The organism is bacterium (genome assembly GCA_037147175.1).
Lineage (GTDB): Bacteria > Cyanobacteriota > Vampirovibrionia > Gastranaerophilales > UBA9971 > UBA9971.
Genome location: JBAWVS010000009.1, coordinates 20,761 through 35,562 on the forward strand (window position 1 = coordinate 20,761; position 14,802 = coordinate 35,562).

The 14,802-nt window shown below is 34.2% G+C and carries 13 protein-coding genes; 2 read left to right on the forward strand and 11 right to left on the reverse strand.

What is annotated here, in order from left to right:
- Positions 1-88 precede the first annotated feature (88 nt).
- Positions 89-2,755 carry an alanine--tRNA ligase gene (alaS, locus tag WCG23_03590; protein MEI8388951.1) on the reverse strand — a complete coding sequence of 889 codons (2,667 nt, stop codon included), beginning with the start codon at positions 2,753-2,755 and terminating at the stop codon, positions 89-91.
- A gap of 127 nt (positions 2,756-2,882) precedes the next feature.
- Here alaS and uvsE point away from each other — a divergent pair, with 127 nt between their 5' ends.
- Positions 2,883-3,806: a UV DNA damage repair endonuclease UvsE gene (uvsE, locus tag WCG23_03595; GenBank protein ID MEI8388952.1), complete on the forward strand. Its 924-nt coding sequence runs from the start codon at positions 2,883-2,885 to the stop codon at positions 3,804-3,806.
- Positions 3,807-3,948: 142 nt separating this feature from the next.
- On the opposite strand, the gene flhA is transcribed toward uvsE, so the two are convergent.
- The 9 genes from flhA to ricT all read right to left on the reverse strand — a co-directional run bounded on the left by flhA (position 3,949) and on the right by ricT (position 13,036).
- Entirely contained in the window at positions 3,949-6,033 is a 2,085-nt protein-coding gene (gene flhA / locus WCG23_03600) for a flagellar biosynthesis protein FlhA (protein MEI8388953.1), read from the reverse strand.
- Between the two features lie 2 nt (positions 6,034-6,035).
- Positions 6,036-7,109, reverse strand: a complete 1,074-nt coding sequence (gene flhB, locus WCG23_03605) for a flagellar biosynthesis protein FlhB (GenBank protein MEI8388954.1) — start codon at positions 7,107-7,109, stop codon at positions 6,036-6,038.
- 23 nt (positions 7,110-7,132) lie between these two features.
- A complete protein-coding gene (gene fliR, locus WCG23_03610) occupies positions 7,133-7,918 on the reverse strand; it encodes a flagellar biosynthetic protein FliR (GenBank protein ID MEI8388955.1) in 786 nt (261 codons plus the stop codon).
- Between the two features lie 31 nt (positions 7,919-7,949).
- Positions 7,950-8,210, reverse strand: coding sequence for a flagellar biosynthetic protein FliQ (locus WCG23_03615; GenBank protein ID MEI8388956.1), 261 nt, complete (start codon positions 8,208-8,210; stop codon positions 7,950-7,952).
- Between the two features lie 41 nt (positions 8,211-8,251).
- Positions 8,252-8,929: a flagellar type III secretion system pore protein FliP gene (gene fliP / locus WCG23_03620; protein ID MEI8388957.1), complete on the reverse strand. Its 678-nt coding sequence runs from the start codon at positions 8,927-8,929 to the stop codon at positions 8,252-8,254.
- 359 nt (positions 8,930-9,288) lie between these two features.
- The gene (locus WCG23_03625; GenBank protein MEI8388958.1) at positions 9,289-9,768 is read right to left on the reverse strand and encodes a zf-HC2 domain-containing protein; all 480 of its coding nucleotides are present in this window, start codon (positions 9,766-9,768) and stop codon (positions 9,289-9,291) included.
- A complete protein-coding gene (locus tag WCG23_03630; GenBank protein MEI8388959.1) occupies positions 9,765-10,394 on the reverse strand; it encodes a sigma-70 family RNA polymerase sigma factor in 630 nt (209 codons plus the stop codon). The genes WCG23_03625 and WCG23_03630 overlap by 4 nt, the downstream gene beginning before the upstream one ends.
- 626 nt (positions 10,395-11,020) lie before the next feature.
- Positions 11,021-12,025: an HD domain-containing phosphohydrolase gene (locus tag WCG23_03635; protein ID MEI8388960.1), complete on the reverse strand. Its 1,005-nt coding sequence runs from the start codon at positions 12,023-12,025 to the stop codon at positions 11,021-11,023.
- Between the two features lie 81 nt (positions 12,026-12,106).
- Complete coding sequence (gene ricT, locus WCG23_03640) at positions 12,107-13,036, reverse strand: regulatory iron-sulfur-containing complex subunit RicT (GenBank protein MEI8388961.1); 930 nt, start codon at positions 13,034-13,036, stop codon at positions 12,107-12,109.
- Positions 13,037-13,442: 406 nt separating this feature from the next.
- Between ricT and WCG23_03645 the strand changes: the two genes are divergently transcribed.
- Positions 13,443-13,835 (forward strand): hypothetical protein, encoded by a 393-nt coding sequence (locus WCG23_03645; protein MEI8388962.1) that lies wholly within the window; start codon positions 13,443-13,445, stop codon positions 13,833-13,835.
- Between the two features lie 345 nt (positions 13,836-14,180).
- Here the strand turns inward: WCG23_03645 and WCG23_03650 are convergent, their stop codons facing one another.
- Entirely contained in the window at positions 14,181-14,597 is a 417-nt protein-coding gene (locus WCG23_03650) for a hypothetical protein (GenBank protein ID MEI8388963.1), read from the reverse strand.
- Positions 14,598-14,802: the final 205 nt, after the last annotated feature.

The following is a 14,802-nucleotide window of genomic DNA, read 5'->3' on the forward strand; positions in this document are numbered from 1 at the left end:
AACGTTATTTAACTCAAATTGCAAAATAAATTAACCACTCTGTCATTGAAAGGAAGTTTGAAGAGCTGACGTGGCAATCCATTTAATTTTATTCTTTAACTCTTAATGTTATTGACTGATTTATCTCCAGAATTGCTTCAGTAAGCCTGGAAACATCCTTTGCGCCGGCCTGCGCAAAATTTGGTTTGCCTCCGCCTTTACCGTCGCATTTTGATGCAACTTCATTCACAAGTTGACCTGCATTTATTCCCTTAGTAATAAAATTTTGCGAAACTTTGCTTGTGATAGAAATCTTTTCATCTTCGACACAGGCAAGCACAATAATACTGTTGCCCAATTTGTCACCGATTTTTTCCGTAAGCCCTCTTAAAGCCTTTGAAGGAATCCCATCAACTCTTGCCACAAGAAGTTTTCCGTCATTTATTACAACAGCTTGGTCTGAAAGCGAATCAATTTTACTTTCCGCAATTTCCGTTTCAAGTGATTCAATGAGTTTTTGGCTTAGATTCAGTTCATCCTGAAGTTTTTCAAGCCTTTCGGTTACTTCAGCAGGTGGAATTTTTAGTTTTTTGGATACTTTATTAAGTTCTTTATAGTAACTGTTTAAATAGTCAAAGGCTTTTTGCCCGCAAACAAGCTCAATCCTTCTTGTTCCAGCGGCAATTGCGCTTTCTGAAACAATTTTACAAAGTCTTATTTCGCCTGTGGAATCTGCATGAGTCCCTCCGCAAAGTTCTTTGCTCACGCCCTCAATGGAAACAACCCTTACTTTATCACCGTATTTTTCACCGAACAGAGCGATTGCACCTGAATCTTTGGCTTCAGCTATCGACAATTCCAGAGTTTGTCTTTTGTAATTCTCGTTTATCCATTTGTTAAGGATATTTTCGATTTTTTCGACTTCCTGTTCGCTTAATCCTCTGTCAAAAGAAAAATCAAATCTTGTTCTGTCAGGATCTACCTGAGAACCGGCCTGAGCAACAGAATCGCCCAGAACTTCCCTCAAAGCCGATTGCAAAAGATGCGCGCTTGTATGATGAATCATTATATCTTTTCTTCTTGCTTCATCTATCACAGCAGAAATTTTTTCTCCGATTTTGGCTTCACCATTTTTTATTTGGACTTTATGGATAAATAAATCGTTGAATTTAGTAGTGTTTAACACTTCCGCTTCGAAATTTTCGCTTTTAATTATGCCGGTATCACCTACCTGACCGCCGGATTCCCCGTAAAAAGGAGTTTTATCTAAGATTATTTCTGCAATATCTCCTTCATCAGCCGAATCAGAAATTGTACCATCTTTTATAATAACTTTTATCAGGCTGTCTTCCGATTTATTTTCGGTATACCCTACAAAATTCGTTGCGCCTAACTTTTCGAATATATCAATATAAATTGTATCATCAGTAAGCCTTACCGCAGTTCTTGCACCTCTGGCTCTGACTTTTTGTTCTTCCATAGCCTTGTTAAATCCGACAACATCCACAGAAAAGCCTTTTTCCTCGGCGATTTCTTTAGTCAATTCAAGTGGAAAACCAAAAGTATCATAAAGTTTAAACGCTTCTTCTCCTGATAGAACTTTTGTGTCTGAAGAATTTCCAATTATTTCTTCAAGAAGATTAACACCTCTGTCTATTGTCTGTCTAAATCTTTCTTCTTCTTTTTTGATGATAGAAATTACTTTTTCTTTGTTATTTTCCAGCTCAGGATAAGTTTCTTTGTAATTTTCAACGACAGTATCCACTATTTTGAACAAGAAAGGAAGTTCTACTCCGAGAATTTTGCCATGTCTTAAAGCCCTTCTCAAAATCATTCTCAGGACGTAATTTCTGCCTTCATTGCCGGGGATCAGCCCGTCAGAAATCAAGAAAGTTACGCAGCGCGCGTGGTCTGTAATTATTCTTATGCTTATGTCGTCTTTTTTGTTGTCTTTATAGTTTTTTCCTGATAATTTGCATACTTTTTTAACAATAGGCTGCAACAAGTCAGTATCAAAAGTAGAAGTGTGCCCGTTTACAACCATAGTGACTCTTTCAAGCCCCATGCCTGTGTCTACGTTTTTCTTTTCAAGTGGAGTATAGTTGCCTTCCTCGTCTTTGTTGAGTTCCATAAAAACAAGATTCCAAATTTCGACATATCTGTCGCATTCACAGGTATCTATGCCGCATTGAGGATGATCGCATTTGTATTCCCCGCCTAAATCATAATGAATTTCCGTACAAGGCCCGCAAGGTCCTGTAGGACCGGGAGGACCCCAGAAATTATCTTTCTTTCCTTTTCTTAAAATTCTTTCTTGAGGGATTCCTACATCATTTTTCCATATTTCAAAGGATTCATCGTCTGTTTCAAATACTGTAACCCAAAGTTTGCTTTTATCCAGGCCGATCTCGTTTGTTACAAAATCCCATGACCAGGGAATAATTTCTTTTTTGAAATAATCACCAAAACTGAAATTTCCGAGCATTTCAAAGAAAGTGTGATGGCGTGGAGTTCTTCCCACGTTTTCTATATCAGAATCTTTTCCGCCTGCGCGAGCGCATTTTTGGACTGTTACAGCTCTTGGAGGATTTGGCGGGGCTTCATACCCTAAAAATATCGGAACAAACTGAAGCATTCCCGCTGTTGTCAGTAAAACAGTCGGGTTATCCGGTATTAAGCTTGAACTCGGGATATGTATGCTGTTATGTTTTTCTTTGAAAAAATTGATAAATTTTTGTCTTATTTCTTTTCCTGAAATATTTTGTGCATTATTCATGTACTTTATTTTTCCTCATAATAAATAATTATACTTATTATATAAGAAAATTAATTTTATAAAAAAGAGGGATAAAATTCCCGCCAAATCCTGATATAGTAAAATTGTAATCATTAGGACTTAATAAATGATGAAACATAGACTTGGATATGCCTGTATAAACTTAACAACAGGAATTCCTTTAAACAGGACATGCAGACTTGCAAACGCCACTGATTTAAGACTTAGAGGGCTTATAAAGTCAAATCTTGACGGTTTAATGCAGGTTCTTGAATGGAACAAAGAAAATAATATTTATCATTTCAGGATAAGCTCTGACATTATCCCGTTTGCTTCTCATGAAATCAATAAAATCGAATGGTGGAAGGATTTTAAAGATGAGTTTCCGGCTATAGGCACTTATATAAAAGAAAATAATTTTCGGGTTGCAATGCATCCAAGTCCGGTTGTCTATTTGAATTCGCCGAGACCGGAGGTGGTGAAAAGTTCAATTAAAGAACTGGAATGGCATATAAAATTTCTTGACGCGCTTGAGCTTGATTCTTCTCACAAAATCGTATTTCATGCAGGCGGAGTTTACGGAGATAAAACAGAAGCCATAAAACGGTTCATTAAAGTTTATAAAGAACTTCCGAAAAATTTCAAAGCAAGACTTACTCTTGAAAATGACGACAAAAACTACAATGTATGGGATTTGACTAAGATTAATGAAGCAGTAGGAATACCGCTTGTATTTGATAATTTGCATCACGAGGTTTTAAATACGCAACAGCCCCGTGACAAAGATATTGAAGCTATACTTAAAACATTTTTTTCAACGTGGGACAATAAAACAGAAATACCTGATATCCATTATTCAACACAAAAAGAAGCATCAAGGTCGGGAAGTCATTCTGAATCAATAAATTTGCAAGAATTTAAAGAATTTTTCTTAAAATACTTGCATCTGAATTTTGACATAATGTTTGAAACGAAAGATAAGGACAAAAGCGTTCTTTCTGCATATAAGATGTTTAAAACCGATCCGGATTTTAAACACGTTGAACTGTAAAAATTAGCCTTAAATACGCACACCCGGGCAATTTTATATGCTGTTTATTTCTGGTTATATAATAGGATGCTTTATTCATTCTCACTTAACCGTCTGTTTTAATTGTAGACCGGATTAGCCCTACTTCCGGTCTTTTTTATTTTCAAACTTTTACCATTCCGACTGAGCGAGCGCTAATATTTCCGGGTACTTCGTTATAGGACATAACGCTAATTTGCGGAAAAGTTCTTTCTATTAGTCTTCTAAACGCCATACGTATAGGAGAACTGCATAAAATTACCGGCTGATTGCCTGTAGATTTAAGCGCTGTTTCAATTTCCAAATTAAGACTGCTTATTAATTTCCTTGTAAAATTCGGTTCAAGGCTCAAACTTTGTCCGTCATTGCTTATTCCTGTTGCAATCGTATTTTCTATTTCGGGAGAAATAGTTATAGCAAGCAATTCTCCCGAATCACTCAAATTTTGTTTGCATATACTTCTTGAAAGTGCCATCCTGCACTGTTCAGTGAGGAAATCAGGGTTTTTATTTATTCTTTGATAAGTGCTTAATGTTTCAAGGATTGTCTGTAAATCTTTTATAGGTACTTTTTCACGCAATAAATTCTGTAAGACCATATGAACTTCCGATGTCGTAATATTATTATCCTTAAATACATCTTCTACAAAAGCTTCAGATTGCTTTTTAAGGTTTTCAATAAGTGTTTGCACGTCAGGTCTTGTCAAAATTTCTGAGGAATTTTTCTTTATAACTTCAGTGATGTGAGTTGAAATTACTGCTGAAGCGCTAACAACTGTATAACCTTCTGATTCAGCGTATTCTTTGTCTTTTTCCGCAATCCATAAGGCAGGCAACCCAAAAGCCGGTTCAACCGCAGTTATCCCTTTCAAATTAGGGTCATCATCTCCTGCTCCTGCATTCATTGCAAGATGCCTGTCAGAGTACACTTCACCTGTTTCTATAGGGATTCCTCTTAATTTTATTTGATAATTATTTGCAGGAAGTTGTAAATTATCTCTAACTCTTATTGAAGGAAGTATAATTCCTAAATCAATCGCAGTTTGTCTTCTTATTTGGGCGATTCTTTCGAGCAAATCACCTCCCTGTTCAATATCAAGAAGAGGTACAAGCCTGTATCCTATTTCTATTTCTATAGGTTCAATATTTAATAACTCCATTACGCTTTCTTTAGAAGCTTTTTTCTTAGTTTTTTTGGATTGTGACGTTTCTAAGTCTTTTGCTTTTATCTCGTCTTCTTTTTCTTTGTTTATATCTTTAAGCTTCCAAAAACTCAATACCCCGAGAAATCCGCCTATAAGGAAGAAAGGCATTTTAGGCAAGCCGGGAACAAAGCCTAATAAGAGTAAAAGTCCTGAAACAACACCAAGGACTTTAGGATTGCCAAACATTTCATTTTCAATATCTTTGCTTAAGCCGGTTTCTTTTCCGCCCGCTCTGGTTACAATCAAACCTGTTGCTGTAGAAATAATAAGCGCAGGAAGCTGTGATACAAGACCATCTCCGACTGTTAAAATTGTATAAGTTGCTGCTGATTGGACAAATGACAAATGATTTTGGACAATCCCAATAATAAAGCCGCCGACAATATTTACAACAGTAATGAATATCCCTGCTGTTGCATCTCCTTTTACAAATTTGCTGGCACCATCCATAGTTCCGTAAAAATCTGCTTCTCTTTGAAAATCTTTTCTTTTTTGTTTTGCTTCCTCTTCTGTAATTATTCCTGAATTCAAGTCAGCGTCAACGCTTAACTGTTTTCCCGGCATTGCATCCAATGTAAATCTGGCTGCAACTTCTGCGACTCTTCCGGCACCGTTTGTGATAACCATAAAGTTGATAACTACAAGAATTATAAATATTACAACACCTACAACATAATTACCACCCACAACAAACTGTCCGAAAGCTGTTATTACTTCTCCTGCACTGCCGTGAAGCAGTATTAGTCTTGTCGCACTAACGTTAAGCCCCAGCCTGAAGAGTGTTGCCATAAGCAATATGGTCGGAAATGAAGAATATTGAAGAGGTTCTGTTGTATATAAACAGACAAGAAGTATTATTATAGCCAGAGAAATATTTATTGTAAGCAGTATATCTATCAAAAACGGAGGCAGGGGAATAATCATCATGCCTATAATAACGACAAGAACTATTGCCAGTATTATATCGTTATTTTTAGATAAATCGCTTAATTTGAAATTACCCATGACTATCTGATGTTCCCTTTACTTCTGTTTGTTTTATATACATAGGCCAATACTTCTGCTACTGCAACATATAATTCTGCCGGAACCATTCCATCCAATGGTACAATTTTATACAATGTTCGGGCAAGCGGTTTATTTTCAACTACAGGAATTTTATTATTTTCGGCAATTTCTCTTATTTTAAAAGCCACAAAATCCACACCTTTTGCTACAACCTGAGGAGCAGGCGCTTTTGTTGTGTCATATCTTAAGGCGATGGCATAATGAGTCGGGTTTGTAATTATAACATCAGCAGAAGGAACAGAACCCATCATCCTTTGCATAGCAAAACGCATTTGGATTCCTCTGATTTTTGATTTAATCATAGGATCTCCTTCCTGATTTTTGCGTTCGTCTTTTGTTTCCTGCTTAGTCATTTTGATAGATTTTTCATATTCATAATCCTGATATTTTTTATCGATTATGCCGAGGACAAAAAGTACCAAACAAATCTGAAAGAATATTTCAAATAAAACACTGCCTATTACATGAATAGAGGTCATGATATCAGACCCCAAAAGGGAAACAAGTTCTACTTCTCTTTTTTTAATAACAGAATAACCTATGGCTCCGACTATTGAGCCTTTAATAATGGATTTGGCCAATTCAACAAAACTTTTCAGCTGAAAAAATTTTTGAAAACCTTTAATTAGTTTTTCAGGACCTAGTTTAGAAAAATCAGGCGTAATAGTTTTTGTTGTAAATATCGGACCAACCTGTATAAAGTTTATTGCTACACCTGCAAGCATTATAAAAAGCATTATCGGTAAAAGTATATTTATTGCAGACCATACATAATTACTAAAAAAACCGACAAAATTTTCTTTGGTAACAAGATGAGGATTCAGATTTGAAAGTGTGTTTACCGTAATATCCCTGAGTTTTTCGCTAACAAACGGCGCAAAAATAGAAAGAACCCAAAAACTTATTGTCAAAGTAACAGCCATGTTAAGATCTTGACTTTTGGATACCTGCCCTTCATTTTTTGAATCCTGCCTTCGCTTGGGCGTCGCCTTTTCTGTCCGTTCGTCTGTCATTTACTTTCCTTAATAATTACTTATCAAACAAAAATACCGTTTAGATTTGAAAGCAGTTCGCTAAAAAGTTTTGAGAGGTAAATCGTTGTAGATGGCATTAATAGTAACATAAGCATAAGTCCCACGTATATTTGAGAAGGCATTGCAACCATGAATACGTTTAATTGAGGCAAAATTTTAGAAATAACGCCCAACAATATAGTCTTGATAATGAGTATGGAAAAAACAGGAATTATTATACTAAAAGCTATTAAAAAAAGTTGTCCTGCGAAAAAAAGCAATTGTTGGGTTATTTGACCCGAAAAACTAAAATTCAAACCTATCGGAATTGAATGATAGCTGTCATAAACTGTAGAAAATAGCCATTGAGGGCCGTTTAAAGTAATAAAAACCATACTTGCAATAAATAAATAAAACTGCCCGACTATAGGAGTGTGCTGTTTTGTTACGGGGTCAAGGGCGTTAGCAATAGCAAGACCCATTTGAATACTTAAAATCTGTCCGCCAATTTCAACGGCAGTAAATAAAAGAGAAGATGCAAAACCTATAAGTACACCTACAGCGGTTTCTTTAAACAGTAAAATAGAAAGAGAAATAAGGTCATGCGGAGCAGAAAAATTTGTATTCTGAAGCACAAAAGGGTACATAATAAATGCACATAAGGCCGCAAGAGCTACCTTTACCTGCATTGGAATAGGGAAGGTGGAAAATAATGGCGCAGTTGTGAGCATTCCGGTTAATCTTGAAAGAACCAGAATAAAAGTAATAATGCTTTCAGTTGAAAAAAATATAGAAAAATCGTGTGTCATAAGATTTATGATCTTTTTAATTAGCTAATAATTAGTGTATATATGTCAGAAGATTTGTAAACAGGTCGTTTGTAAAGGTTATGTACATTTCAACCATCCATGGGGCAAGGAAAATAATAGTTAAAATACCTGCCAAAATTTTTGGAACAAAAGTTAAAGTTGCTTCCTGAATTTGAGTAACCGATTGAATAACACCGATACTAAGCCCTACTCCCATACTTACAAGCAAGACAGGTCCTGCTAATTTTAGAATTAGGAGCATTGTTTGTTGCAATATTGTAATAAATTCCATTTGGGACAATTTTATTTTCCTCAATTATTAGTAGTTTGTCATTACGAAAAGCCCATGACCAGAGATTTTGCTATTAAATGCCAGCCGTCTACAAGTACAAAAAGTATTATCTTAAACGGAAGAGCTATCATTGTAGGCGGCAAAAACATCATACCCATTGACACAAGTATGCTTGAAATTACGATATCTATTACCAGAAACGGAATAAAAATCAAAAATCCGATTTCAAAAGCTGTTTTTAACTCGCTTATTACAAAAGCCGGCATTAAAACAAAAGTAGGAATATCAACCATAGAGGTCGGTTTTTCAATTTTGCTTAACTTAACAAAAAGAGCAAGATCTCCCTCGTTTGTTTGCCTGAACATAAACTGCCTTAATGGTTCAATACCCCTTTTTAGGGCAGCTTCCTGTGTTATTTCACTTTTCATATAGGGCTGAAGTGCTTTTTCGTTTATTTCTCCAATCGTTGGAGACATTACAAAGAAAGTAAGCATCAATGCTAATCCGACTATAACCTGAGTAGGCGGAAGTTGGGCAGTACCTATGGCCTGTCTTGTTAGAGAAAGAACTATTACAATCCTTGTAAAAGCCGTTGTCATAATAAAAATACTCGGAGCAAGCGTCAATACAGTAAGCCATATTAAAATTTGCAACCCTTTGCTAAATTCCTGAGGGGAAGAGGCATTTTTAAAGTTTATGTCAATATTTGGAACAGCCATCTGGGCTTTAGCTGAAAGCGCACCTAAAAGCACCACACCGAGCGTCATAAAAATAATGATATAAAATTTTCTCGAATTTTTTTGCGAAATTGGAGTTAATAAGCCTGAAAGACAGCTTTGCTGACCCGTAAGGCTTGAACTCATTCTCTGCCACATTTTGAGGCTCTCCCTGATTCTTTTATCTCTTTCATGTTATTAAGTTGGGAAGATGCTTGCATCGTTCCCGAGATTACCCGGCTATTAATCCAAAGATATATATTAGACTAAAATAAGTTTATATAAATAAAAGAGTATATTTTTTCTTTAAATATGGCAAAAGTTTGACAAAATCTTTACAGTTGGGCAGGTTTTTTAATTAATCAATTGTTTTTTTGAAGCGGCAGATCTTTTAATTTCTTCGCAAATTCTTTCGATATAGTTGGCAAAGGCGCTAAAGCAGGTTTTTCTTTTGTAAATTTCACTTTATGCAAAACTTCTTTTTCCGATGAATTTAAATTAATTATTTCTATAGAAAAATACGATAAAATTGATAAAACCCCCAAGACTGCAACGGAATAAATAATTTTTCTTCGTTTTTGAGTAAAGACAATTTTACTTATAATATTGTCCGTATTCGTTTTTTCAGGAATTTCCAGTTCTTCGGTTGAATGTTTAAAATAATTAGCAATGGCTTTTTGAGTTGTTTTCAATTCTTTGTAAGCCTGCCTGCAATAATTACATTCAAGCAAATGTTCATAAACTTTTGCAAGCTGTTCTTTTGACAACTCATCATCAATAAAAGCCGATAAATCTTCAGAAATTTCGCTGCAAACATCGGATTTTGAAAAAATATCTGTCATTCATCACCTCTTTCATGTTCAAGGTAAGGTTTAATCTGGTTCTGAAGTTTTGTTCTTGCTCTTGCGAGTCTTGATTTAACTGTACCAATGTTAGTTTTTGTAATTTCGGCTATTTCTTCGTAGCTTAATCCCTGTAGTTCCCTTAAAACGATAACCAGCCTGAATTGTTCGGGCAAATCGTTTATAGATTCTTTGATTACTTCGTCAAGCTCCTTATTCAACGTTTTTTCTTCAGGCATTTTGCCTGTGTCGGCGATATCTCTTGAGGGACTTGCTTCGTCTTCCCCTGTATTCATATAAGGTGTATCTATCGATATTGTAGCAAGCCTTCTGGTTTTTCTTCTAAGCTCGTCATAAAAAAGATTTATTATTATTTGATTTAGCCAGAATTTAAAAGTTACAGGTTTTTTAAGTGTTTTAATCCCCCTTGTCATCCGAAAAAGGGCTTCTTGCGCTATATCAGCTATATCTACCCTGTTAGGATCAAGGTGGTACAAAGTATTATAGATTATTTTTTCATGTCTTTTTATCAATTCTTCGAGCGCAAGCTTATCGTCTTGCTGACATTTGATTATCAACTCCGTAAGGTTCATATTCTTATAAATTAAGCGTAAATTTTCTTTCAAATGAACCTCCGCCCCCTTAATTAAGAGGATTTTGCCATCGGAACAAATTTGTATTCTGATTTATCTGCAAATAAATTTTTATAGGGTTTAATTTCTCTGAAAACAAGTATTTAAGCCGACAAAAATTATTTATATAAACATTTACAATTTGTAACTTAAGATTTTGTCATATTAAATTTTTTAATGGTTATTTATAGAGTTTAAATTGTTTATTTAAATTTATATACGGTCAATTCAGCTAAATTTTTTTCATAATATTACCGGAAAAGGTATTTTTTTGTATTTTAATACCAATTCGCGCTCGTAAAGTATTTTCTTTTTCGGGAAAATCCAGCTTTGCCGGTTTTTCTGGAAACAAATTCGTTTTAACGTGAATTGCAGGATAGTCGAAATCTACATGAATATTGATATTGTCATTCTGAGGGCTTTAGTCCGAAGAATCTGTTCAAAAAAGTATTTAAGCTTAAAACCAAAAAGGGACAGATGTTGAGCAAAGCGAAACATCTGTCCCTTTTATTTTTATAGATTGCTTCGCTATGCTCGCAATGACGATTTTGGCAATTTAGTCTAAAAGCCTTTAATACAAACTGTTAATTAATCCTGTTGCCTCAGAGGGACAGTCTAATTTAATAATTATAAATAGTAGAATCATCGTTATAATTTGTCATGTGAACAAAAGTATAAAGCACGTCTGTCCTAAACCATTTTGAGCCTATTTCAAGAAGAATTTTTATAGCTTCTTTGGAATTACTGACTTTTATAAGACCTTTTCCCGAAGTTAAATCATCATAAAGATTGCATACCATTACGATATGAGATTCGAAAGCTATTTTGTTGCCTGAAAGCCCGTAAGGGTAACCGGAGCCGTCTCCTCTCTCATGGTGCTGCAAGGCAACTTTGGCTATGTTTTCAGAAAGCTTGAGTTCTTCTGTGATTATTTTGTACCCCAGACGCGGATGAAGTTGAATAAGCTTTGTTTCAGCAGGGGAAAGGGCTGTTTTTTCAAGCACCTGTTTTGGCAGTCTGGTTTTCCCAATGTCGTGAAGCATTGCCGCAAGGGTTATTTCCTGTATTGAATTTTGTCCCATTTTTAATTTATCTGCCAGGACAGTACTGAGCATCGCAACATTTATTCCATGAGAATAACTATAATCACCGGTTAATCGTAATTGAGATTTGTAAAGAATATTATTGACTTCCGGCAAAATTTCTTCAACAATTTTGTCTCTCACGTCAAAGCATGCAGCCGTATCTTTAATACCTTCTTTGTCAAAAGAATCAAGAATGTTCTTAAACTGGTTTTTTATAGCTTTTTGAGTTTTGATCGGAATTACGGAAGTTTCATTTTCATATTGATCTTTAATATCATAAGCTTGATAAATTTTTTTGATTTCTTCATCTTCGGCATTTTTTGTATTTGAATAAGCTGAATCTTCATCATAATCAAAATCTATAATTTCAAGATCTTCAGTTTTTTCTTTTATGTACAGAACAGGCATATATTTTAATTGCAAAATCTTGCCCGGAGTTAGAGTTTCTCCTGCCTCAAAAAGTCTTTTCCCGTTTTCATTAAAAACGTCAAACGGGAGCAGTTTATAATTTATTAGATCGTCTACTGATACAACTTGCAATTAGGTAATCCTATTTTTTACGCTTATAAAACATTTTAAGTTATTCTTTGCTTAATGTACAGATTTTCAATAACTTTAAAATTATATATTAGTGGTATAGCTTGAGTCATCCTCTTCAAGTTCGGCAATATTTATTACTTCAGTTTCATCTTCATCCTGATAGCCGACAGTGTAATCCAGTTCTATATTGCCAATATCCTCTTCGAGCATTTCGATTTCTTTTTTACCGAATTCTTTAACTCTTCCATCTTCAAGTTTTACAACAATATTTGCATTAAGAAAATGCAGTGCGGCTACTTTTCCTATGCCGTCAGGAGTCATTACACTACTGCCTATAGGCGGCATATCCGCTGCGGCATCAATATAATTTGAGTATTCATAATTTAGGCAGCACAAAAGACGTCCGCATACACCGGAAATTTTGCTCGGATTAATCGGCATTCCCTGATCTTTTGCCAGTTTTATATTTATAGACTCAAAGTTAGAAAGAAAAGAACAGCAGCAAAACTGTCTTCCGCAAAGTCCTATTCCTTCAATGATAGCTGTTTCATCTCTGACCCCGATGTGTCGCAAGTCAATACGGACTTTTCTAAAAGTTTGTGTTAAATCTTTAAGCAGATTTCTAAAATCAACTCTGTGAGGAGCTGTATAATAAAAAGTTACTTTTTTTTCATCAAATGTATATTTTGTGCTGATAAGCCTCATAGTTAATGAATGCGTTTCAATAAGCTCTGTACATTTGAGAAAAGCAGCGGTTTCTCTTTCCTGTATAATTTCATATCTTTGTAAATCTACAGCGCTCAATGCTCTTACATAAGGAAGAGGTTCAGGAAGCTGATCGCCCCATTTTTGAAAAACACATTGGGAAATTCTTAATATTTTAGCTACTTCTTGACCTTTTTCTGTTGTAATAAGAACCATTTGACCGTGTTGAAGTTCTTCTTCACAATTTTTTGGCATTTTAACAGGATACAGTCTGTTTTTTAATAGTCTTACTCCATATTTATACATATTTTTAAAAATTTCCTCAAAAATGTTTATTCCTAATTATATTATACGATTTTAAATTAAATATAAAAAACTTAGCAAAAATTTAGAAGCTGCCTTGTTAAAATCAAAACCGCCTTCTCAAACAAGCCCTTTATTCTTTTAACCGCAGTCCCTAAAACGAGTCTTTAAAGCTTATATCTTAATTTTTATATTTTTAACAAGACAGGCTCTTCTATAAAAAATCCTTGTAACGATTGTAACAAAGTGTTGCGATTTCAATGCGAAACTGTCTCAACTTTTTTTTGAGTGGTTTTTGACCTCATATGAAATTGAATTTTTAAATAAACTCCTAATAAGCTACACCGCTTTTGCTTATTATTTTTCATTTATCAATTACTTTTACGAGCGGTATAAGAGGTAAATAAACATGATTAAGAATGAGCAAAATATTTCTTTTACAGGAATATTGGGGAATTATAAAATGAAGAAAGTTCTTAAATCTGCTTTAGCTGCCAGAAAAGCTCCAAGTGTAAATGTAAATTATCCTCTGGACGAACTTTTAATTACCAAAAAAGTTGCTGAAGCGGTGACTAATTTTGTAAAAGAATCGCCTAATAAAAAAAGTTATAAAATTGCATTAAAAATAGCTGAAGAATTCCCTTTGATAAAATATCTTGAACCTGCCTTAAAAAACACACAAGAATTAAAATTATCTGATATTTTATCAAATCATTTTTTAGAATTATCAAAATCAAGAGAGCATTTAAATAAGCAATTAGATAAATTTTTGAACAACATCCTCCAAAAATTTATTCTCTAAGAGGAGAACCCCATTTAAAAATTCTTATGTTGATCAAAATAAAGATGGCACTTTGTTATTAACAAATGGAGATAGAAAAGAAAGACAAACTATATTTAGAGCAATGAAAGAAGTCTATAAAGGATCTAAAGACGAACAAATAAACCAAAAAATCAATCAGGCCTTCGCTCAAAGAGCTATTACTATTGATGTTAATGATTTAAGGCAGTGGTCAAGACAATAATATTTCGGCACCTTGCCGAAGTAAAATCTCAAACATAAAAAGATAGCGGGAAATACCCGCTATCTTTTTATGTTTATTTTCCGAAATTAAAATTTATTTATATTGATTTTCTGACGGAATCTCTAATCTTTCAAAAAAGGCGTTTGTCTCACTTTAAAACCTGCCTCTTTTAAATCATCAGCAAGAAGTTTTTCAGATAATTGATTATGCCCGATAAATATATGTGTCCCTGTTTCGGATTTTTTTTCCAAAAACTTTAGAACACTGTCAGGCAGAATTTTAATGCGTGAATTTAGATAACCAACAGCTTCAGAAAATTTCACAATAATCGGGTTAAGCTGAGGTTGAGATCTTTTTACCGAAGATTTACGCTCGCTTATTTTCACAATGCCTTTAAAATTATCACTGCTACCGTAAAGTTCGCTAAGAAATTCTTTCAATTCTTTTATTTGTTGCGGTGTTCTTGGTTTCACTTTAACCGCCATACCAAAACCGGTTTTTTGTTTTTCATAATTCGAAGAGAGAAGTGAAATGCTCATAAATTTCCTCTTATTTTAAATTTATTTCTACTGTTTAAAAACTCCTGAATAAATAAATTGATAGCATGTGGCAGGATAAATCCTTCATAAAAATAAAATTCACCATTATCACTGAAAAACCCGACTTAATGTTTCTTAATATTTTAAAATTGTAATTTATTAACTAATGTTTTATATTAATAAAATAGAAATTTTTTAATTAATT